At 60.5% G+C, this 21,923-nt stretch carries 19 protein-coding genes and 1 pseudogene; 16 read left to right on the top strand and 4 right to left on the bottom strand.

Features of this window, described 5'->3' with window-relative positions:
* Nucleotides 1-118: 118 nt before the first annotated feature.
* On the bottom strand, nt 119-1,579 hold the full coding sequence (gene mltF, locus ABIA48_RS09665) for a membrane-bound lytic murein transglycosylase MltF (RefSeq protein WP_429488238.1): 1,461 nt from the start codon (nt 1,577-1,579) through the stop codon (nt 119-121).
* Nucleotides 1,580-1,864: 285 nt separating this feature from the next.
* Between mltF and purL the strand changes: the two genes are divergently transcribed.
* Nucleotides 1,865-5,761 (top strand): phosphoribosylformylglycinamidine synthase, encoded by a 3,897-nt coding sequence (gene purL / locus ABIA48_RS09660; protein ID WP_429488236.1) that lies wholly within the window; start codon nt 1,865-1,867, stop codon nt 5,759-5,761.
* Nucleotides 5,762-5,766: 5 nt separating this feature from the next.
* Nucleotides 5,767-6,078: a YqfO family protein gene (locus tag ABIA48_RS09655; protein ID WP_277534913.1), complete on the top strand. Its 312-nt coding sequence runs from the start codon at nt 5,767-5,769 to the stop codon at nt 6,076-6,078.
* Nucleotides 6,079-6,388: 310 nt separating this feature from the next.
* Here the strand turns inward: ABIA48_RS09655 and ABIA48_RS09650 are convergent, their stop codons facing one another.
* Nucleotides 6,389-6,892 carry a L,D-transpeptidase family protein gene (locus tag ABIA48_RS09650; protein WP_108228020.1) on the bottom strand — a complete coding sequence of 168 codons (504 nt, stop codon included), beginning with the start codon at nt 6,890-6,892 and terminating at the stop codon, nt 6,389-6,391.
* A 122-nt stretch (nt 6,893-7,014) separates the two neighbouring features.
* Nucleotides 7,015-7,566: an NUDIX hydrolase gene (locus ABIA48_RS09645; protein ID WP_108228019.1), complete on the bottom strand. Its 552-nt coding sequence runs from the start codon at nt 7,564-7,566 to the stop codon at nt 7,015-7,017.
* 147 nt (nt 7,567-7,713) lie between these two features.
* Here ABIA48_RS09645 and ABIA48_RS09640 point away from each other — a divergent pair, with 147 nt between their 5' ends.
* The 8 genes and pseudogenes from ABIA48_RS09640 to guaA all read left to right on the top strand — a co-directional run bounded on the left by ABIA48_RS09640 (nt 7,714) and on the right by guaA (nt 14,561).
* Nucleotides 7,714-8,313, top strand: a complete 600-nt coding sequence (locus ABIA48_RS09640) for a CoA pyrophosphatase (protein ID WP_429488233.1) — start codon at nt 7,714-7,716, stop codon at nt 8,311-8,313.
* Nucleotides 8,314-8,358: 45 nt separating this feature from the next.
* Complete coding sequence (locus tag ABIA48_RS09635) at nt 8,359-8,883, top strand: gamma carbonic anhydrase family protein (protein WP_429488231.1); 525 nt, start codon at nt 8,359-8,361, stop codon at nt 8,881-8,883.
* The gene (locus tag ABIA48_RS09630) at nt 8,880-9,095 is read left to right on the top strand and encodes a DUF1289 domain-containing protein (protein ID WP_429488229.1); all 216 of its coding nucleotides are present in this window, start codon (nt 8,880-8,882) and stop codon (nt 9,093-9,095) included. The genes ABIA48_RS09635 and ABIA48_RS09630 overlap by 4 nt, the downstream gene beginning before the upstream one ends.
* A gap of 42 nt (nt 9,096-9,137) precedes the next feature.
* Nucleotides 9,138-9,215: pseudogene (locus ABIA48_RS09625) on the top strand (preQ0 transporter); the annotation flags it as partial.
* Nucleotides 9,216-9,293: 78 nt separating this feature from the next.
* Nucleotides 9,294-10,475, top strand: a complete 1,182-nt coding sequence (purT, locus tag ABIA48_RS09620; RefSeq protein WP_429488227.1) for a formate-dependent phosphoribosylglycinamide formyltransferase — start codon at nt 9,294-9,296, stop codon at nt 10,473-10,475.
* 171 nt (nt 10,476-10,646) lie between these two features.
* Nucleotides 10,647-11,195, top strand: coding sequence for a hypothetical protein (locus ABIA48_RS09615; RefSeq protein WP_007982833.1), 549 nt, complete (start codon nt 10,647-10,649; stop codon nt 11,193-11,195).
* Between the two features lie 219 nt (nt 11,196-11,414).
* Nucleotides 11,415-12,884 (top strand): IMP dehydrogenase, encoded by a 1,470-nt coding sequence (gene guaB / locus ABIA48_RS09610; protein ID WP_015093660.1) that lies wholly within the window; start codon nt 11,415-11,417, stop codon nt 12,882-12,884.
* A 99-nt stretch (nt 12,885-12,983) separates the two neighbouring features.
* Nucleotides 12,984-14,561 carry a glutamine-hydrolyzing GMP synthase gene (gene guaA / locus ABIA48_RS09605; protein WP_310057023.1) on the top strand — a complete coding sequence of 526 codons (1,578 nt, stop codon included), beginning with the start codon at nt 12,984-12,986 and terminating at the stop codon, nt 14,559-14,561.
* Nucleotides 14,562-14,986: 425 nt separating this feature from the next.
* On the opposite strand, the gene ABIA48_RS09600 is transcribed toward guaA, so the two are convergent.
* Nucleotides 14,987-15,634, bottom strand: a complete 648-nt coding sequence (locus ABIA48_RS09600) for a TetR/AcrR family transcriptional regulator (protein WP_429488224.1) — start codon at nt 15,632-15,634, stop codon at nt 14,987-14,989.
* 106 nt (nt 15,635-15,740) lie between these two features.
* Between ABIA48_RS09600 and ABIA48_RS09595 the strand changes: the two genes are divergently transcribed.
* From ABIA48_RS09595 to ABIA48_RS09570, 6 genes are all read left to right on the top strand, one after another.
* Nucleotides 15,741-16,634 carry an NAD(P)/FAD-dependent oxidoreductase gene (locus ABIA48_RS09595; RefSeq protein WP_429488222.1) on the top strand — a complete coding sequence of 298 codons (894 nt, stop codon included), beginning with the start codon at nt 15,741-15,743 and terminating at the stop codon, nt 16,632-16,634.
* 10 nt (nt 16,635-16,644) lie between these two features.
* Nucleotides 16,645-17,487 carry an alpha/beta fold hydrolase gene (locus ABIA48_RS09590; RefSeq protein ID WP_429488220.1) on the top strand — a complete coding sequence of 281 codons (843 nt, stop codon included), beginning with the start codon at nt 16,645-16,647 and terminating at the stop codon, nt 17,485-17,487.
* Nucleotides 17,488-17,555: 68 nt separating this feature from the next.
* A complete protein-coding gene (locus ABIA48_RS09585; protein ID WP_429488218.1) occupies nt 17,556-17,837 on the top strand; it encodes a hypothetical protein in 282 nt (93 codons plus the stop codon).
* The gene (locus ABIA48_RS09580; RefSeq protein WP_429488216.1) at nt 17,785-18,411 is read left to right on the top strand and encodes a class I SAM-dependent methyltransferase; all 627 of its coding nucleotides are present in this window, start codon (nt 17,785-17,787) and stop codon (nt 18,409-18,411) included. Before ABIA48_RS09585 ends, ABIA48_RS09580 begins: the two co-directional genes overlap by 53 nt.
* 423 nt (nt 18,412-18,834) lie before the next feature.
* Nucleotides 18,835-20,571 carry a hypothetical protein gene (locus tag ABIA48_RS09575; RefSeq protein ID WP_429488214.1) on the top strand — a complete coding sequence of 579 codons (1,737 nt, stop codon included), beginning with the start codon at nt 18,835-18,837 and terminating at the stop codon, nt 20,569-20,571.
* A 4-nt stretch (nt 20,572-20,575) separates the two neighbouring features.
* On the top strand, nt 20,576-21,922 hold the full coding sequence (locus ABIA48_RS09570; RefSeq protein ID WP_429488212.1) for a hypothetical protein: 1,347 nt from the start codon (nt 20,576-20,578) through the stop codon (nt 21,920-21,922).
* Nucleotide 21,923: the final 1 nt, after the last annotated feature.

Genomic DNA, 21,923 nt, shown 5'->3' with positions numbered 1-21,923 from the left:
CACAAAACCCTGGGGAGCGGGCTTGCTCGCGAAAGCGGAGTGTCAGCCAACAGAGATGTTGAATGAGAAACCGCTTTCGCGAGCAAGCCCGCTCCCACATTTGATCCAGGTTGTTCTGTCAGAGCGGCGAAGGTTCCTGCGCCGGCTTGGTCTTGTCGATCCCCGGGACAAGCAGTTTGCCCTCGGCAACCTGGTCGCCTTCAAGCTGCGGCTGTGTAACCCAGGTCAGGATGTCGTAGTAGCGACGGATGTTCGCCACGAAATGCACCGGTTCGCCGCCACGGGCGTAGCCGTAACGGGTCTTGCTGTACCACTTCTTTTCCGACAGGCGCGGCAGGATCTTCTTCACATCCAGCCATTTGTCCGGGTTCAACCCTTCCTTGGCCGCCAGTTTGCGGGCGTCATCCAGGTGGCCGCTGCCGACGTTGTAGGCCGCCAGGGCAAACCAGGTGCGGTCCGGCTCCTGAATCGATGCGTCGAGCTGGTCTTTCATGTAGGCCAGGTACTTGGCGCCGCCCATGATGCTCTGCTTGGGGTCCAGGCGGTTGGACACGCCCATGGCCTGCGCGGTGTTCTGGGTCAGCATCATCAGGCCACGCACGCCGGTCTTGGACGTGACGGCCGCTTGCCATAACGACTCCTGGTAACCGATGGCCGCCAACAGGCGCCAGTCAACTTTCTCTTTCTTGGCGTACGATTTGAAGTGCTGTTCGTACTTGGGCAAGCGTTGCTGCAAGTGCTGGGCAAACGTGGTGGCGCCCATGTAGCCGAGAACGTCGACATGCCCGTAGTAGCGGTCCTTGAGGCGTTGCAGGGTGCCGTTTTTCTTGACCTTGTCGAGGTATTCGTTGATTTCGTTGAGCAGGCTGTTGTCGTCGCCCGGCGCGACGGCCCAGCTCTGGTTGCTGGCGTCACCGAGGTCGAAGGCGACCCGGATATTGGTGAAATACACCTGGTTCATCGCGACTTCGTTGGAGTCGACCAGGGTCAGGTCGATCTGACCTTCGTCCACCATGCGCAGGAGATCGACGACCTCGACCGCGTCAGACTCTTCGTATTCGATGCCGGGAAAATTCTGTTTCAACTGCGCCAGTTGTTCGGCGTGGGTGCTGCCCTTGAGCACCATGATTTTCTTGCCCACCAGATCCTTCGCATCGGTCGGTCGTGACTGACCGTTGCGGTAGATGATCTGCGGGGTGACTTCCAGGTAGGAGTGCGAGAAGCGCACCTGCTTCTTGCGTTCGTCGCTGCTGACCAGGCCGGCAGCCGCCAGCACCGGGCCGTTGGGCTTGCCTACCTGATTGAACAGGTCATCGAGGTTGTCGGCGGTCTCGATCTTGAGTTCGACCCCCAGATCGTCGGCGAAGCGCTTCACCAGCTCGTATTCGAAGCCGGTTTCACCGTTGCGATCCTGAAAGTAGGTGGCGGGGCTGTTTCGGGTAACCACCCGCAGCACACCATCCTCCTTTACGCGCTCGAGCGTGTTGGGTTTATCAACACAGCCACCGAGCATCAGGAAGAGTCCGGTTGCGATCAGCCATTTGGCGTACCGCGGACGTAAAGCCGTTGGGAAAAACATCTGCGCAGTATACGCAAAGGACCACGGGCGCCATATCTCGACAGCGAAGGGCTAGTCTGCTAGAGATCACAAATCCGGCCGAAACCCCGCAGGAACGGGCCTTGTCTGCATTTTGTTACAGTAAAAATAAGCTGTCGTCACATGCCTGGTTAACCTGACTTTCGAGGCAGAAACACAAATCGACACCCGAGTGCAACCGTGCGTAGCGTTTCGGGTGATGTCGCGGGCTGTTTAGGCTAGAATGCACGGCCTCAAAGCACACCCCTTCCCGAGGCTGTCCCGAAGATGTTGATCCTGCGCGGCGCTCCTGCCCTTTCCGCCTTTCGCCACAGCAAGCTCCTTGAGCAACTGAGCCAGAAGGTTCCGGCTGTCAGCGGCCTGTATGCTGAATTCGCTCACTTCGCCGAAGTTACCGGCGTCCTGACCGGCGACGAACAGCAGGTGCTTGCGCGCCTTCTGAAGTACGGTCCAAGCGTTCCGGTACAGGAGCCGACCGGTCGTCTGTTCCTGGTGTTGCCGCGTTTCGGCACCATCTCGCCATGGTCGAGCAAGGCCAGCGACATCGCCCGCAACTGCGGCCTGGCGAAAATCCAGCGCCTGGAGCGCGGCATCGCGTTCTACGTGGCCGGCCAGTTCAGCGATGCCGAAGCCCGGTTGATCGCTGACGGTCTGCACGACCGCATGACCCAGATCGTCCTGGGCAACCTCGAACAGGCCGCCGGCCTGTTCAGCCACGCCGAACCGAAACCCCTGACCGCCATTGACGTGCTGGGTGGCGGCCGCGCCGCGCTGGAAAAAGCCAACACCGAGCTGGGCCTGGCCCTGGCCGAAGACGAGATCGACTATCTGGTCAACGCCTTCGTGGGCCTTTCGCGCAACCCGCATGACATCGAACTGATGATGTTCGCCCAGGCGAACTCCGAGCACTGCCGTCACAAGATCTTCAACGCCAGTTGGGATATCGACGGCGAGAGCCAGGAAAAAAGCCTGTTCGGCATGATCAAGAACACCTATCAGATGCACAACGAAGGTGTCCTGTCGGCTTATAAGGACAACGCTTCGGTGATCGTCGGCTCCGTGGCCGGTCGCTTCTTCCCGGACCCTGAAACCCGCCAGTACGGCGCGGTACAGGAACCGGTGCACATCCTGATGAAGGTTGAAACCCACAACCACCCGACCGCGATTGCCCCGTTCCCGGGCGCGTCCACCGGTTCCGGTGGCGAAATCCGCGACGAAGGCGCGACCGGTCGTGGCGCCAAGCCAAAGGCCGGCCTGACCGGTTTCACCGTGTCGAACCTGCAGATCCCGGGCTTCGAACAGCCGTGGGAAGTGCCGTACGGCAAGCCTGAGCGCATCGTTACCGCGCTGGACATCATGATCGAAGGCCCGTTGGGCGGCGCCGCGTTCAACAACGAATTCGGCCGTCCGGCCCTGACCGGTTACTTCCGTACCTTCGAACAATCGATTACCACGCCACACGGTGACGAAGTTCGCGGCTACCACAAGCCGATCATGCTGGCTGGCGGCATGGGCAACATCCGTGAAGAGCACGTCAAGAAAGGCGAGATCGTTGTCGGCTCCAAGCTGATCGTGCTTGGTGGCCCGGCGATGCTGATCGGCCTGGGCGGCGGCGCGGCTTCCTCCATGGCCACCGGCACCAGCTCGGCGGACCTGGACTTTGCTTCGGTACAGCGCGAAAACCCGGAAATGGAACGTCGCTGCCAGGAAGTCATCGACCGTTGCTGGCAACTGGGCGACAAAAACCCGATCAGCTTCATCCACGACGTGGGTGCGGGCGGTCTGTCCAACGCTTTCCCGGAACTGGTCAACGACGGCGACCGCGGTGGCCGTTTCGAACTGCGCAACATTCCAAACGACGAACCGGGCATGGCCCCGCACGAAATCTGGTCCAACGAATCCCAGGAGCGTTATGTCCTGGCGGTCGGGCCGGCGGATTTCGAACGCTTCAAGGCGATCTGCGAACGTGAGCGCTGCCCGTTTGCCGTGGTCGGCGAAGCCACTGCCGAACCACAGCTGACCGTGACTGACAGCCACTTCGGCAACAGCCCGGTGGACATGCCACTGGAAGTGTTGCTGGGCAAGGCGCCGCGCATGCACCGTTCGGTGGTTCGTGAAGCCGAACTGGGCGACGACTTCGATCCTTCGACCCTGAACATTGCCGAATGCGTCGAGCGCGTCCTGCATCACCCGGCCGTGGCGAGCAAGAGCTTCCTGATCACCATCGGCGACCGCACCATCACCGGCCTCGTGGCCCGTGACCAGATGGTCGGCCCGTGGCAGGTTCCGGTGGCCGACGTTGCCGTCACCGCCACCAGCTTCGACGTCTACACCGGTGAAGCCATGGCCATGGGCGAGCGGACTCCGCTGGCACTGCTGGATGCTCCGGCGTCGGGCCGCATGGCCATCGGCGAAACCCTGACCAACATCGCGGCCTCGCGCATCGGCAAGATCTCCGACATCAAGCTGTCGGCGAACTGGATGTCGGCTGCCGGTCACCCGGGCGAAGATGCCCGCCTGTACGACACCGTGAAAGCGGTCGGCATGGAACTCTGCCCTGAGCTGGGCATCACCATTCCGGTGGGCAAGGACTCGATGTCCATGGCCACGCGCTGGAACGATGAAGGCGTCGACAAGTCCGTCACGTCGCCGATGTCCCTGATCGTCACCGGTTTCGCGCCAGTGACTGACATCCGTCAGACCCTGACCCCGCAACTGCGCATGGACAAGGGCACCACCGACCTGATCCTGATCGACCTGGGCCGCGGCCAGAACCGCATGGGCGCCTCGATCCTCGCGCAGGTTCACGGCAAGCTCGGCAAGCAGGCGCCGGACGTCGACGATGCCGAAGACCTGAAAGCCTTCTTCGCCGTGATCCAGGGCCTCAACGCCGACGGTCACCTGCTGGCTTACCACGACCGTTCCGACGGTGGTCTGCTGACCTCCGTCGTCGAAATGGCCTTTGCCGGCCACTGCGGCCTGAGCCTGAACCTCGACAGCCTGGCGGATTCCTCCGCCGATATCGCTGCGATCCTGTTCAACGAAGAACTGGGTGCCGTGATCCAGGTTCGCCAGGACGCCACGCCGGACATCCTCGCGCAGTTCAGCGCTGCGGGCCTGGGCGATTGCGTGTCGGTGATCGGTCAGCCAATCAACAATGGCGAGATCGGCATCACCTTCAACGGTGACACCGTGTTCGAAGGCCAGCGTCGTCTGCTGCAACGCCAGTGGGCCGAGACCAGCTACCAGATCCAGCGTCTGCGTGACAACGCCGACTGCGCCGAGCAAGAGTTCGACGTGCTGCTGGAAGAAGACAACCCGGGTCTGAGCGTCAAGCTGAGCTACGACATCAACCAGGACATCGCCGCGCCTTACATCAAGAAAGGCATCCGCCCACAGGTTGCCGTACTGCGTGAGCAGGGCGTCAACGGTCAGGTGGAAATGGCGGCTGCATTCGACCGCGCCGGCTTCAACGCGATCGACGTGCACATGAGCGACATTCTGGCCGGCCGTGTCGACCTGAACGAGTTCAAGGGCATGGTCGCTTGCGGTGGTTTCTCTTACGGCGACGTATTGGGTGCCGGTGAAGGCTGGGCGAAATCCGCGCTGTTCAACAGCCGCGCCCGCGATGCGTTCCAGGGCTTCTTCGAGCGCAACGACAGCTTCACCCTCGGCGTGTGCAACGGTTGCCAGATGATGTCCAACCTGCACGAGCTGATCCCGGGCAGCGAGTTCTGGCCGCACTTCGTGCGCAACCGTTCCGAGCAGTTCGAAGCCCGTGTTGCCATGGTGCAGATCCAGGAGTCGAACTCGATCTTCCTGCAGGGCATGGCCGGTTCGCGTATGCCGATCGCCATCGCCCACGGCGAAGGTCATGCCGAGTTCGCCAGCGAAGAAGCACTGCTGCAAGCCGATCTGTCCGGTTGCGTGGCGATGCGTTTCGTCGACAATCACGGCAAGGTCACCGAAAGCTACCCGGCCAACCCGAACGGCTCGCCGCGCGGTATCACCGGCCTTACCAGCCGCGACGGTCGCGTGACCATCATGATGCCGCACCCGGAGCGTGTGTTCCGCGCCGTGCAGAACTCGTGGCGTTCCGATGACTGGAACGAAGATGCACCGTTGATGCGCATGTTCCGTAATGCTCGCGTGTGGGTTAACTGATAGCCGTGTACAAGCTCAGCTTTTTTGTTCCCGACAGTCATGTCGACGTGGTCAAGAGTGCCGTGTTCGCCGCCGGTGGCGGACGGATCGGTGCTTACGATCACTGCGCATGGCAGGTGTTGGGCCTTGGCCAGTTTCGCCCACTGGACGGCAGCCAGCCGTTCATTGGGCAAGCGGGGCAGGTCGAACAGGTCGAGGAATGGAAGGTCGAGCTGGTGGTGGCGGATGAGTTGATTCGCCCGGTGGTGGCGGCTCTGAAGCAGAGCCATCCCTACGAGACGCCGGCTTATGAAGTGTGGCGGCTGGAGGATTTCTGATTCTCCGGTGCTGAAATGAAAAACCCGCTGAAAGTGATTTCAGCGGGTTTTTTGTTGCTTGCAATTCAAAGGATGTACACCGATCCAGGGTGGGAGCGGGCTTGCTCGCGAAGGCGCTCTAACCGGCAACATTGATGCTGAATGTGATGGCCTTTTCGCGAGCAAGCCCGCTCCCACACTGGTTCGGTGTGTTTCCAAGGAAGGTGCTGTCGCAGGTCGTTTTTCGAGGGCGGCCGACGGTGGCGGTCAGAGGAAGAAATTCGACCTGTAGCAGCAGGCTTCGCCAGCTGCTACAAGGTGGGTGGTGCGATTACGGACGAATCTCGATCATCGTGCCGTCCGGTACCAGGTTCCAGACTTCGCGCATGTCCATGTTGCGCATGGCGATGCAGCCGTCGGTCCAGTCCAGGGTGTGGAAGAGGTCTTCCGGGGTGTCTTCGCTGTCTGGCGTGCCGTGGATCATGATCATGCCGCCGGGCTCGACGCCTTCACGACGGGCGCGGGCCGAGTCACTGATGTTCGGGTAGGAAATGTGCATCGCCAGGTTGAAGCGGTCGCTGATCTTGCGCCAGTCGACCCAGTAGAAGCCTTCCGGGGTGCGCTTGTCGCCTTCCATCAGCTTCGGCCCCTTGGGACGCTTGCCCAGGGAAATGCGATAGGTCTTGAGCGGCTTGCCATCATTGATCAATTGCAATTGATGGGAAGACTTGAGAATCAGGATTTTCTCGATGACCTTGCCGTCCAGGGTTTCCACGACAGAAGCCTGGGACACCGTGACAAACGACAAACAGAACAGGGCAAGCAACCAGCGCATTGAAACGATTCCCCAGGAGGTGTCGCGATTATTTATTTATAGATGTTTTATGTAGGAGCTGCCGAAGGCTCAGACCGCGTTCGGATGATTTTTCAGCGGCTACGAATGATACCAATATGGCATCAGATAATGGCAGGCTGAGCAAGCGGCGGGATCGATTCAGACCGTACTGGATAGACTTCGGTCCGCCGGTCAGCGAAGAAGCATTCTAAGGTACGGCCCACCGTGCGGAAAGCCAGCTCATCCCAAGGAATGTCCGCTTCGTCGAATAGTTGCACTTCCAGGCTCTCGGGGCCGGCAGAAAAATCCAGGTCCGCCAGCTCGGCACGGAAGAACACATGCACCTGGCTGATGTGTGGCACATCGATCAGGGTATAGATGCTCAGGTTACGCACCCGGGCGCAGGCTTCCTCGGCGGTCTCACGAATGGCGGCCTGCTCGATGGTCTCGCCGTTTTCCATGAAGCCGGCGGGCAGGGTCCAGTAACCGCGGCGCGGCTCGATGGCCCGCCGGCACAGCAACACCTTGCTGCCCCAGGTCGCCACGCAGCCGGCGACGATATTGGGGTTCTGGTAGTGGATGGCCTGACAGCTGTCACAGACAAAACGCAGGCGCGAATCGCCTTCGGGAATGCGCTGGGTCACCGGGTTGCCGCACTGGCTGCAAAATTTCATGCTGGGGTTCCTGAATGCTGTGCCTATCTTGGCGTGCGGCAGTGCCGGTCGGCAAGTTGTCGTTTCGCGACATGGGGCGGTTGCGGGGGTTGGGCGACCGCAGCGATTGGTGCATGATGCCGGGTAAGGCACAAATCGAGAACACTCATGCTGGACGAGCTACTGCATCGGGTTAGTAACCACACTCCACGCACACTGGAGACCGATCGTCGTTTTCCCGAGGCTGCAGTGCTGGTGCCCATCACCCGCAGTGACGAGCCCGAGCTGGTGTTGACCCTGCGTGCCAGCGGCCTGTCGACCCATGGCGGCGAAGTCGCCTTCCCCGGTGGTCGCCGCGACCCCGAAGACCCCGACCTGATTTTCACCGCCTTGCGTGAGGCCGAAGAAGAGATCGGCCTGCCGCCGGGGCTGGTCGAGGTGATCGGCCCGCTCAGCCCGCTGATCAGCCTGCATGGCATCAAGGTCACCCCGTATGTCGGGGTGATTCCGGATTTCGTCGAATACCAGGCCAACGATGCCGAGATCGCCGCCGTGTTCAGCGTGCCCCTGGAGTTCTTCCGCAAAGACCCCCGTGAACATACCCATCGCATCGATTATCAGGGCCACAGCTGGTATGTGCCGAGCTATCGCTTTGGCGAATACAAGATCTGGGGGCTGACGGCGATCATGATCGTCGAGTTGATCAACCTGCTGTATGACGCGAAAATCAGCCTGCACCAACCTCCCAAAAGCTTTATCAACACCTGAAGCCATCGTTCGAATGGCACTGCCCGAGCCCTGAGGAAAACAACAATGAAATACCGCCTGGGCGACGCCCGCGTCGAAACCCACCCACAGAGCTGGGTCGCACCCAATGCCGTGCTGGTGGGCAAGGTCAAGCTGGAAGAGGGCGCCAACGTCTGGTTCAACACCGTACTGCGCGGCGACAACGAGTTGATCCTGATCGGCAAGAACAGCAACGTCCAGGACGGCACCGTGATGCACACCGACATGGGCTACCCGCTGGTCATCGGCACAGGCGTGACCATCGGCCATAACGCCATGCTCCACGGCTGCACCGTCGGCGACAATAGCCTGATCGGCATCAATGCGGTGATTCTCAATGGCGCGAAGATTGGCAAGAACTGCATCATCGGCGCCAATTCGCTGATCGGCGAAGGCAAGGAAATTCCTGACGGATCGCTGGTCATGGGCTCGCCCGGCAAAGTGGTGCGCGAATTGACCGAGCCGCAAATCAAGATGCTCGAGGCCAGCGCTGCTCACTATGTGCACAACTCGCAGCGTTATGCCCGCGATCTGGTCGAGCAGGAAGAATGAGCACCACCGAACGCCCGGTAGCATCGCCCTGCGTGAACATTTGCGCGCTGGACGACGATGATATCTGTACCGGTTGCCAGCGCACGGTGGAAGAAATCACTCGCTGGAGCCGCATGGACAACGCCGAGCGCCGCAAGGTGCTGGGGTTGTGTCATGAGCGGGCGAAGGCCAGCGGGTTGATCTGGATGCTCAACAAAGCACCGAACCGGTAGCCGCAGGCTTCGCCAGCTGCTACAAGGATCGCGTTGCATCATGGTTCGAAATTCGCCGGGGTCACCGCCGTGTGGCTGATCATGGCCTGGCGTCTGCGCAAACAGGCTGTCGTCAGCTGAAGTTCATGTAAAATGCCGCGCTTTCTCCCCATGGGAAGCGTGCTTCCCTCGATGATCCGCTTCTTTGAGGACCTTCAGATGACCCGTATCGGAACTCCATTGTCGCCCACCGCGACCCGCGTATTGATGTGTGGCTGTGGCGAGTTGGGCAAGGAAGTGGTGATCGAGCTGCAACGCCTGGGCGTTGAAGTGATAGCCGTGGATCGCTACGCCAACGCGCCGGCCATGCAGGTTGCGCACCGCAGCCACGTGATCAACATGCTTGATGGCGCGGCCTTGCGTGCGGTAATCGAAGCCGAGAAGCCGCACTTTATCGTGCCGGAAATCGAAGCCATCGCCACCTCGACCCTGGTGGAACTGGAGGCCGAAGGTTTCAACGTGATTCCGACCGCCCGCGCCGCGCAACTGACCATGAACCGCGAAGGCATCCGTCGCCTGGCGGCTGAAGAGCTGGACCTGCCAACCTCGCCGTACCACTTCGCCGACACCTTCGAGGACTACAGCAAAGCCGTCGAGGATCTCGGTTTTCCGTGCGTGGTCAAGCCGGTCATGAGTTCTTCGGGCAAGGGCCAGAGCCTGTTGCGCAGCATCGATGACGTGCAGAAAGCCTGGGACTACGCCCAGGAAGGTGGCCGTGCCGGTAAAGGTCGCGTGATCATCGAAGGTTTCATCGATTTCGACTACGAAATCACCCTGCTGACCGTGCGCCACGTCGGCGGCACCACGTTCTGCGCACCGGTCGGCCACCGTCAAGAGAAGGGCGACTATCAGGAGTCCTGGCAGCCGCAAGCCATGAGCCCGATTGCCCTGGCTGAATCCGAACGCGTCGCCAAGGCCGTGACCGAAGCCCTGGGTGGCCGTGGTCTGTTCGGCGTCGAGCTGTTCATCAAGGGTGATCAGGTGTGGTTCAGCGAAGTCTCGCCGCGCCCGCATGACACCGGTCTGGTGACCCTGATTTCCCAGGACCTGTCGCAGTTCGCCCTGCACGCACGGGCCATTCTCGGTCTGCCGATTCCGTTGATCCGTCAGTTCGGGCCATCGGCCTCGGCGGTGATCCTGGTGGAAGGGCAGTCGACCCAGACCGCATTCGCCAACCTCGGTGCCGCACTCAGTGAGCCGGATACCGCGCTACGCCTGTTCGGCAAGCCTGAAGTCAACGGCCAGCGCCGCATGGGCGTGGCCCTGGCGCGCGACGAATCGATCGAAGCCGCCCGTGCCAAGGCGACCCGTGCTTCGCAGGCAGTTGTCGTAGAACTGTAAAAACCCGTAACTCAGTGGGAGCGGGCTTGCTCGCGAAAGCGCTGTATCAGTCAACATTAATGTGTCTGATACAGTGCTTTCGCGAGCAAGCCCGCTCCCACAGGTTCGGTGTTCAGTCTCTATAATTTGGGGGTGCCCAAGACCCTTTTTTAAAGCTTCAGGCCTGTACCCATGAACTCCCAAAGCATCATCGTCCCGAAAATCTCCACCCTGCCGGTGCACGAACCCCGGGCCAGGGCCGTTGTGCGCTGGCTGGTGCGCAAGAACATCGTCCAGGAAGAACTGACCACTTGCGGGCGCACCGGCAATCGTATGGGGCACGCCATCGCCGAGGGTGCCCGTGAGGTGGTCCTGCATCCGGAAGCGCTGCCGTTTGGCGAAGCCGTCAACGGCCTGGAAATTGTCACCAAGCGCTGCATTTATACGCCGGCCAAGGGTTTCCTTGGAGAAGCAGGTTGTGCCGAGTGCCGCAAGGAAATCGGTGAAGCCCTGTTCGAAAGCCTGGAAGACTGGATGCCAGGACGCACCGACAACTTCACCTGCCCGGAATGCGGGCATGAAGACGACATCAACGGCTTCCTGTTCCTGCAGGAATGCGGCTTCTCCAACCTCGGTTTCATCTTCAACAACTGGGCCGAAGCCGGCTTTAAACAGCGCTTTCTCGACGAATTTGCCGATTGGCTGGATCAGCCCGTGAGTTGGGTGAAAGTAGAACTCTGAACTTCTGTAGGAGCGAGCTTGCTCGCGATGAACTTTCAGGCCACGCGGGTTTCCAGGCAACCCGCATTATCGTTCACGACCATCGCGAGCAAGCTCGCTCCTACAAAAAAGCGCCCCGTATGTCAGTAATGCCAATAATAGTCAGAGTTTTACATTGAACCCGAGGGGGTGTCTGACTATAATGGCGCGCTTCCATTTTCCCGCTCGGGAGCCCCCGCGATGCTGCGTATCAGCCAAGAAGCTCTGACATTCGACGACATTCTCCTAGTGCCCGGTTATTCCGAGGTACTTCCTAACGAAGTCAGTCTCAAGACCCGCCTTACCCGTGGCATCGAGCTGAATATTCCACTGGTTTCCGCTGCCATGGACACCGTCACTGAAGCCCGTCTGGCAATCGCCATGGCTCAGGAAGGTGGTATCGGCATCATCCACAAGAACATGACCATCGAGCAGCAAGCTGCCGAAGTCCGCAAGGTCAAGAAGTTCGAAGCCGGTGTCGTCAAAGACCCGATCACCATCGAGGCTGACGCCACGGTGCGTGACCTGTTCGAACTGACCCGCATGCACAACATTTCCGGCGTTCCGGTGCTGCACAATGGCGACCTGGTCGGCATTGTCACCTCCCGTGACGTGCGTTTCGAGAACCGTCTGGAAGCCACTGTCCGTGAAGTGATGACGCCTAAAGAGCGTCTGGTCACGGTCAAGGAAGGCGCCGACAAAAACGATGTGCGTGAACTGCTGCACAAGCACCGCATCGAGCGCGTGCTGATCGTCGACGACAAGTTCGCCCTCAAAGGCATGATGACCGTCAACGACATCGAAAAAGCCAAGGCTTACCCGCTGGCCAGCAAGGACGATCAAGGTCGTCTGCGCGTTGGCGCGGCCGTTGGCACCGGTAAAGACACCGGTGACCGCGTAGCCGCCCTGGTCAATGCCGGCGTTGACGTGGTGGTGGTCGACACCGCACACGGTCACTCCAAAGGCGTGATCGACCGCGTTCGCTGGGTCAAGCAGAACTTCCCTGAAGTGCAGGTCATCGGCGGCAACATTGCCACCGGCGCTGCCGCCAAGGCCCTGGCCGAAGCCGGCGCTGACGCGGTCAAGGTCGGTATCGGCCCTGGCTCGATCTGCACCACCCGTATCGTCGCCGGTGTCGGCGTGCCGCAAATCAGTGCCATCGCCAACGTCGCCGCTGCCCTTGAAGGCACTGGCGTGCCGTTGATCGCCGACGGCGGCATCCGTTTCTCCGGTGACCTGTCCAAGGCCATCGTGGCCGGTGCCTCCTGCGTGATGATGGGCTCGATGTTCGCCGGTACCGAAGAAGCACCGGGCGAGATCGAACTTTTCCAGGGCCGCTCGTACAAGGCTTATCGCGGCATGGGTTCGCTGGGCGCCATGTCCCAGGCTCAAGGTTCCTCCGACCGTTACTTCCAGGACTCCTCGGCAGGCGCCGAGAAACTCGTTCCGGAAGGCATCGAAGGGCGTGTTCCGTACAAGGGCACCCTGAGCGCGATCATCCACCAGTTGATGGGCGGCCTGCGCTCCTCGATGGGCTACACCGGTAGCGCCAATATCGAAGAGATGCGCACCAAGCCTGAGTTCGTGCGGATCACCGGCGCCGGCATGGCCGAGTCCCACGTTCACGACGTGCAGATCACCAAGGAAGCGCCAAACTACCGCGTAGGTTGAGCCTTCAAGTAACAAACCAAGCAACCGGGGCTGTTTTATTCAGCCCCGAGTTGTTTCTGAATCACGACTGTTTCCGAATTTTTTAGACGAGACTGAATCATGGCCCTCGACATTCACGCTCACCGCATCCTGATCCTCGACTTCGGTTCCCAGTACACCCAACTGATCGCCCGCCGCGTGCGTGAAATCGGCGTGTACTGCGAACTGCATCCGTTCGACATGGACGAAGATGCGATCCGCGAATTCGCTCCTAAAGGCGTCATCCTCGCAGGCGGCCCGGAGTCGGTCCACGAAGCCAACAGCCCTCGCTGCCCGCAAGCCGTTTTCGACCTGGGTGTACCGGTCTTCGGTATCTGCTACGGCATGCAGACCATGGCCGAGCAACTGGGCGGCAAGGTTGAAGGTTCCGAGCTGCGTGAGTTCGGTTACGCCCGCGTAGACGTCGTAGGCAAGAGCCGCCTGCTTGATGGCATCGAAGACCACATTGACGCCGACGGCCTGTTCGGCCTCGACGTATGGATGAGCCACGGTGACAAGGTCACCAGGATGCCGTCTGACTTCCACATCCTGGCCAGCACCCCGAGCTGCCCGATTGCCGGCATGTTCAGCGATGAGCGTCGCTACTACGGCGTGCAGTTCCACCCGGAAGTGACCCACACCAAGCAAGGCGGTCGCATCCTGTCGCGCTTCATCCTCGACATTTGCGAGTGCGAAGCCCTGTGGACTCCGTCGAAAATCGCTGAAGACGCCATCGCCCAGGTTCGCGCCCAGGTCGGCACCGACAACGTACTGCTTGGTCTGTCCGGCGGCGTTGACTCCTCCGTGGTTGCCGCGCTGCTGCACAAGGCCATTGGCGACCAGCTGACCTGCGTCTTCGTCGACAACGGCCTGCTGCGCCTGCACGAAGGCGAGCAAGTGATGGCCATGTTCGCCGAGAACATGGGCGTCAAGGTGATCCGCGCCAACGCCGAGGAGCAGTTCCTGGGCAACCTGGCCGGCGAAGCCGACCCGGAGAAGAAGCGCAAGATCATCGGCCGTACCTTCATCGACGTGTTCGATGCCGAATCCTGCAAGCTGGACAACATCAAGTACCTGGCCCAGGGCACCATCTACCCGGACGTGATCGAGTCGGCTGGCGCGAAAAGCGGCAAGGCCCACGTGATCAAGTCGCACCACAACGTGGGCGGCCTGCCGGAAGAAATGAACCTCAAGCTGGTCGAGCCACTGCGCGAGCTGTTCAAGGACGAAGTCCGTCGTCTGGGCCTGGAACTGGGCCTGCCGTACGACATGGTCTACCGTCACCCGTTCCCGGGCCCGGGCCTGGGTGTGCGCATCCTCGGTGAAGTGAAGAAGGAATACGCCGACCTGCTGCGTCGCGCCGACCACATCTTCATCGAAGAACTGCGCAAGGCCGACTGGTACCACAAGGTCAGCCAGGCATTCGTGGTGTTCCAGCCAGTGAAATCGGTGGGCGTGGTTGGCGATGGCCGTCGTTACGCCTGGGTCGTGGCCCTGCGTGCCGTGGAAACCATCGACTTTATGACCGCGCGTTGGGCACACCTGCCTTACGAACTGCTGGAAACCGTCAGCGGCCGCATCATCAATGAAATCGAAGGCATCTCCCGCGTTACTTACGACGTGTCGAGCAAGCCGCCAGCGACGATTGAGTGGGAGTGAGGTTGATTCGCAACTATTTGGTTTTATTGTAAAAATAAGATCAGATAGTGATGTTGACTACATCATTAATGGCATTCTCAATGGCTCGCATCGTACGTATGTGAGCGAGCTACATCGATACCATGTCCGGATATGGAGTGCCGACATGGTATCGAGAATGCTCTGCAACGTAGGTGTCAGCACTATCTGTTTGCCAGTCTCTGGCATATGAGGGGGTGGCTGACGCATCCCGCATCGGCCCCGCAGCGAATTCCCGCAAATACACATGGTGTTTTTGAGGCCTGATCGGGATCTCATCTTTTTGTACCTTTGTGTGAAGTCTCCTGACGCCAGGTGACGAAGGGTACGATCCCGCCTGCCCAACAACTGACTGGGCTCCGGCAACATCACATTCTCCATGCCCATGAGTGCCCCGGATTAAATGCCTATCCATCCGCGTGGTTGTTGCCGTCGTGTGCAGCTATGAACATGGCGACGGCCGACCGGCAATAGGATTCGATTTCGTTGTCGTCCTCTGCTCTCGCCTCATCGAAGCGCGCGATAATCAAGAGGTCGGATCCTTTGATAAGCGCGGCAAACAAGCGGGCGGACCGGCGAGGGTCGGGCACGTTCAAAACTGCCTTCGCATGCAACTGACGCAATAAGGCCTCGATCTGGTCGATGACATGGGCAGGGCCGGCTTCGTATTGACGCTTGCTTAACGACTTTTGATTCGTCTTGTCGGCCATGATCATGGCTTCGACACTGCGCACGTCCGGGCTTAACAGCGTGCGAAGCAGGGATGATCCCACCGCCATGAGCTGATCTTCGGCCGAACCGTCGCAGCCTTCAAAAAGGGCCTGTGGTGCAAATTGATGGCAGCGGGCCGCGATGGCTGCGCTGAACAGCGCCTCCTTATTCTCGAAGTGCCGATAGATGCTTAGCTTGGATATTTTCGCCCGCTGGGCGACTTTGTCCATGGTCGTAGCCTGAAAACCCAATTCCACGAAGAGTTCGAACGCGGCTGTGATGATGGTTTCGCCAAGCGTTTCGTTGGTGGGCCGGCCACGCCGGTTCTGACTGCTTTCGGTCATAAAATTCCAGTACTTGACAGTATCCTAATTGCTGAATTAGGGTACCTTACAGTATCTCAAATCTGCAACCTAATGTCCCTTCATTCATAGCGCGGAGCCCATCACCATGAACGACGTCATTATCATCGGCGGCAGCTTTGCCGGTCTCGCCGCCGCCTTGCAGCTTGGTCGTGCCCGCCGCAAGGTCATCGTTCTTGATACCGGCCTGCCGCGCAACCGATTTGCTGGCCACTCGCATGGGTTGCTCGGCCACGATCACAAACCGCCGCTGGACATCTTGGCCGAGGCGCGGGAGCAGTTGGCGCGTTATCCCACAATCAGGCTCGTCGTTGCCCGGGCCGAGAGAGTGTCTGGTGCCATCGACGATTTCTGCGTCCTCACTGACGATAACGAAAGCCTAAGGGCGCGCCGCCTGATCCTGAGCTATGGCGTCGCCGACCAGATGCCTGATGTTCCAGGCTTTGCCGAAAGTTGGGGTACGTCCATCGTACCCTGCCCCTATTGCGACGGGTTTGAAGTCGCCGGCCAGCATTGGGGCCTTATATGGTCCGGCCCGCAGTCGCACAACTATGTCAGGCTGTACCACGATTGGACTGACGCGTTGACGGTTTTCGCCGATGGTCACGACATTCCGCCCGACATCCAGGCTGATCTGTCGCGCCGCCATATACCTGTTATCGATGCTCGGATCACCGAAATCGTCCATCACGGGAGCCATGGTGCCACCGTCAAGCTCGATACCGCTCCCGATGTCGCGGTCGACATCCTGTTCGCGCATCCGCGCAACAAGCCGTCCGCAAGCCTGCATGAATCACTGGGCCTCGCCACGGTCGATACCCCTCTCGGTATTGCCATCAAGGTCGACGATCGCCGCGAAACCAGCACGCCCGGCATCTACGCCGCCGGTGACCTTGCCAACCCAGCCATGGCCTCAGTCACCACGGCAATATCGCACGGCGCGATGGCGGGTATTTCCGCTCAGCAGTCGATGCTGGTTTGACGGGGCAGGCATGGAATTCGAACACGTCACTTTCGACCTGCCCCACGGCACCTTTCACGCGCTGCAGGGTGGAGATCCCGATGGCCAACCGACGATTTTCTTGCACGGCTTCCCAGACCATCCACCGACTGCGAAGGCCTTTCTTGCCGAGCTCGGCCGCCGTGGACGTTATGTGGTAGCCCCATGGCTTCGCGGTTACGCGCCGTCCCCGACTGCGGGGCCGTTCGACTTCGCAGCCCTCACCAGCGACGTGCTCGCGCTGATCGATCGCTGGTCTCCGGGGCGCCCCGTGGAGTTGATCGGCCACGATTGGGGCGCCCTGATCACATACGATGCCTGCGTCACAGCGCCGGAGCGGATCGAACGCGCGGTCACGCTCGCAATCCCGCATCCACTCACGTTCATGGGCCGGATGGCCAGCCCGGCCCAGCTACGTCGTAGCTGGTACATGGGGCTTTTTCAACTGCCTGGAAGCGGCTGGATCGCCACCGCCCGCGATCTCGCCCTGATCGACCACCTCTGGCGTCAGTGGTCGCCCGGCTTCTCGCTTGAGCCTGCGCTCCAGGCAGAGCTACACGTGCACCTGCGGGCGAGCATGCCCGCGCCCCTAAAGTTCTACCGAGCGATGCTGCGGCCCGGCATGTTTGAGGCGACGCGCCGAATGTCTCAGCCGATCAAGGTGCCCTTGTTGCAGCTTCACGGGGCCAACGACGGTTGCATCCTCCCCGCGCAGGTCGACGACCGACATCGGTTTGCCGCCCAACGCACGAACGAGGTCGTCCCTGACCTTGGCCACTTTCTGCACATTGAGGCCCCCGAGGCAATTGCGAAACGGATCGCGGCATGGACCTGAGTAGCGTCGTTCCCCCAGCGCCGAAAAAAGGGTAGCTAGTTGAGAACAGATCAGAACAAGGAGATCGCATGACTGAGCAGAATGCCTATCAGGTCGCAGACTGGAAAGGCCAAAGCGGGGAGCGTTGGGTCGCCAACCAGGCCCGGCTCGACGCCATGGTGGCGGTGTTCGGCCAAGCCGCGATCGAAGCCGCTTCGCCCGCGACGGGTGAGCGCGTGCTGGACGTCGGCTGCGGCGCGGGCGCGTCGAGTCTGGCTCTGGCCGCCTGCGTTGGCGCGGGGGGGGCAAGTGCTGGGCGTGGACATATCCGAACCGCTGATCGACCGAGCGCGCGCGCTCGCGCCACATAATACGCCGGCCCTGTTCCAGGTGGCCGACGCTAGCAGCGCCGAACTGCCCGAGGGCTCGTTCGACATCCTGTTTTCGCGTTTCGGGGTGATGTTCTTCGACGATCCGATAGGGGCATTCGCCCATATGCGACGCACGCTCCGACCGGGCGGGCGGGTCGCTTTCGTTTGCTGGCGCGGCGTTGCCGAGAATGATTGGATGCGTCTGCCTATTGACGCGCTCAAGAGTATCGTCCCGCTGCCCGATCCCGAATCGCCCGGCCCATTTTCATTCGGCGACAGCGGGCGGGTGGCACACATCCTGACGGCAGCCGGCTTCACCGATATCGTTATCGCGCCCTTCGATGCTTCTGTCCCGTTCGGCAAGGGCGGGACGCGGGACGCGGCGATCGACGATGCGGTGAAGATGACGCTCGAGGTCGGCCCGCTGTCGCGTGCGCTTGCTGATCAACCCGACGACATCCGCGCCTGCGCCTGGGGCGCCGTTCGTGCCGTCTTCACGGGTCTTACCGGCGAGGGAGCTGTGATGATCGGCGGGGCGGCGTGGATCGTTAGGGCACGCAATCCGGCCAGCTGACGGGGATTAACTGTTGATGGCACCCTACGAGCCTGTCGGGATACTGTTCTAGGCCGTCAGCAGGGATGCCTGTTTGTCACAATGGTATTTTTCGTGGCATTGGATTTGAAACACAGCTTCAAGTAATTGATTTAGTTAATTTTTAATAGGCTATGGATAATAGAGTGGGAATGATGGCGGTTGAACCAGCCATGTGAATCAATGGTTTAGAGGAAGCTGCCGGTGATTGTGAATACGGCATCGATTGCAGCTTCCCACACTCTGAGTCGTTGAATTCCATAGGATGAACGGCAGCGCCTGCGGCTTGATGGGAAACTTCGGCGCAGGCCTGCATGAGTTCATCTACTCTGCCCAAACCAGATGATGCGCATGCAGTACAACGCATAAAGTCTGTGAGTAGCTTTTTCGCAAGAGGACGCTTCCATGACTGTGCTGCAATCCGTTCGTAAACTGACCGTCATCGCCAAGGATCCGGGTCTGCGTCTGGGCAACAACGGACCCATAGTGTTCGCGCAGGTCGACGTGCCGGCCGAGATCCTGGCTTGGGGCCCCACTGGCTACAGGATCAAGGTGGTCGACTACAACGCGACCGAGCGGCACGCCTACGCCGATCGCCAACGCTATCAAGTCGGCGACGTCTTGCTCGATCCTTTCGCGCCGCAGGACGGCGAAACACTGCACGACAAGGCCTACCAGGCCCGCTTGCTCGAGAATCCCAATTTCCATGCCCAGAACTGCTATGCGATCGCGATGCGCACGCTGGGTCTGTTCGAGCGCGCGCTCGGTCGCCGTGTCCGCTGGTCGTTCGGTGGCCATCAGCTGCACATTGCGCCACATGCCTTCGCGCTGGCCAACGCTTTTTATTCAGAGCCCGACAGGACGCTGATGTTTGGCTACTTCTTCGACGACAAGATGCAGCCGGTCTTTACCGCGCTCAGCCACGACGTCATCGCACATGAGACTACGCATGCGGTACTGGACGGCCTGCGCACGCGCTACACGGAGCCGTCTGGTCCCGACCAGGCCGCCTTCCATGAAGGCTTCGCCGACATCGTTGCGATCCTCTCGATCTTCTCGCTGTCCGAAGTGGTCGCAGCGGGTCTGGGCTTCAATGACAAACTGCCGGGCCTCGGCGAGCCGATGCAGCTGATTCCTGCCGAGAAGGTGACGGGCGATGCCATACGATCGTCGATCCTGCTCGGCATCGCTGCAGAGATAGGTGCCATCGCGGATGGTGGACGCGGGGCTCTGCGCCAATCGGTCAAGATCACGCCTGATCCGGACATTCTCGATGCCCCTGAAATGCTGGAGCCGCATCGACGAGGCGAAGTCCTTGTGGCAGCGATGATGCGCGCTTTCGTCGAACTATGGACAGAACGCATCGCCCAGCTCGGCACATTCGAGGGTGGAGGCTACAACCTCAAGTCTGTCGTCGAAGAAGGAGCCAAGGCCGCTGCGCAGTTGTTGCAGATGTCGATCCGTGCGATCGACTACTGTCCACCGACCGATCTCGATTTTGGCCAGTTCCTGGCCGGGTTGCTCACGGCTGATCGCGAGCTGGTGCCGGATGACAGCCGATTCGGTTATCGCTCGCAGATCAGGAATTCCTTCAAGGCTTATGGCATCGTCCCGCCCAGCGGACAAACTGACACAGACGGATGCTGGTCGAGTTTTTCGACGCCGGAAGAGCTGCAGTATTCGCGCAGCAATGCCGAAGCGCTGACGCGTGACCCTGATGAATGCTTTCGCTTCCTTTGGGAAAACCGCGAGGCACTCGGCATCACCGATCGGGGCCATACGCAAGTGCAGTCGATCGACGCAGCCTTGCGTGTCGATCCCGACGGTATTCCGTTCCGGGAAACGATTTGTCAGTACGTCCAGATCGGGCATTTCTTCGGATCCGAGCTGATGTCGGAGTGCGGCATCAAACCCTTGCCCGAGGGTTTCACGACCCGCACGCGGGCCGATCTCTTCGGCGGTGGTGTCGTCGTCTTCGACCAGTACGGTCGCGTCAAGTACCACATCTGCAATGGCCTGCTCGATGGCGCGCGGCAAGTGCGGCGCCTCGAGTACCTGCGCGATACAGGGCAACTGCGTATGCCACGCGACGAGGCGCGCATGCGCTTCTCGAGCATGCATCTGGCGCGCATGGAGGATTGACACCATGGTCACCACTGCTCACAGCGCAGGGCCGCAACCCGTCAAGGTGACGATTCGCGCCTACCAGGTCGGATTCGGCGACTGCTTTCTTCTGCGCTTCGATTACAGCGACAACAGCGCCAGGCACATCCTGATCGATTTCGGCAGCACCGGCATGCCGAAAAACGATCCGAAGGCGGACATGAAGCGCGTGGCCGACGACATCGCGCAGCAATGTGGCGGCAAGCTCGACATCGTGGTCGCCACCCACCGGCATGCCGATCACATCAGCGGGTTCGCCACGTCTGACAATGGCGATGGTCCTGGCGATGTGATCCGGGCACTCAAACCCGATCGCGTGCTGCAGCCATGGACCGAGGCCCCCGAAGCCCCCGAGAACTGGGCGGGCCTGGCTGATGCGGCAGCGGCGAAGAAGGCCTTCGACACGCGTGTTGCCTCGCTCGAAAGCATGCATGCCATCGCCGAATCGGTGGTGCGGCGGCTCGACAGCGAGAAGGGCTTCAGCGCCCAATGGCCGTTTGCCGACCGCCTGCGCTTTCTCGGCGAGGACAACATCAAGAACCTCTGCGCGGTCAAGAACCTGATGACCATGGCTGGTGATCAGACACGCAATGTCTATCTGTTTCACGGCTGCGATGTCGATCTCGACGAAATCCTGCCGAACATCAAGGTGCACGTGTTGGGCCCCCCGACATTGCAGCAGTCGCAGTCAATCAAAAAGTATGCGAAAGCCTCGAGCGACTATTGGTTACGTGCGAGTCCCCTGGTGGCTCTCGGCGCGGATGCCGCGGTGGCCAGGGAGTCGGACAGCAAGCTGTTCCCACAGCTTTCGAAGGAAGAAATGATTCGCAAGTCGCGCCTGCCAAGCGAGATGCGCTGGGTCGCGGAACGGGTCGACAACGCGGAAGCTGATCAGTTGCTCGGAATCGTCACGGCGCTGGATGACGCCATGAACAATACGAGTCTCATCCTGTTGTTCGAAGCGGGAACCAGAAAGCTGCTGTTTCCCGGTGATGCGCAACTGGAGAACTGGAACTACGCGCTCCAATCGGGCATGGCGGAACTGCTCGACGACGTCGATTTCTACAAGGTCGGACATCACGGCAGCCTGAACGCAACGCCCAAGGCGATGTGGAACCGCTTCAACAAGCGCAACGAGGAACAGACGCCCGATCGCCTCAAGACCGTGATGTCGACGATGGCGGGCAAGCATGGCGGCAAGAAAGGTGCACCGACTGAAGTGCCGCGCATGCCACTGGTGGACGAACTGAAGGCCCAATCGGAGCTTCACAACACGCAGGACCTGGAACCCGGCGATCTTTGCGAGATCATCGTGATCGACCTGACTTGAA

The organism is Pseudomonas sp. S30_BP2TU TE3576, assembly GCF_050436025.1.
Classification (GTDB): domain Bacteria; phylum Pseudomonadota; class Gammaproteobacteria; order Pseudomonadales; family Pseudomonadaceae; genus Aquipseudomonas.
Note: the sequence above shows the minus strand (reverse complement) of the source record. Positions and strands in the feature narration are given on the sequence as shown.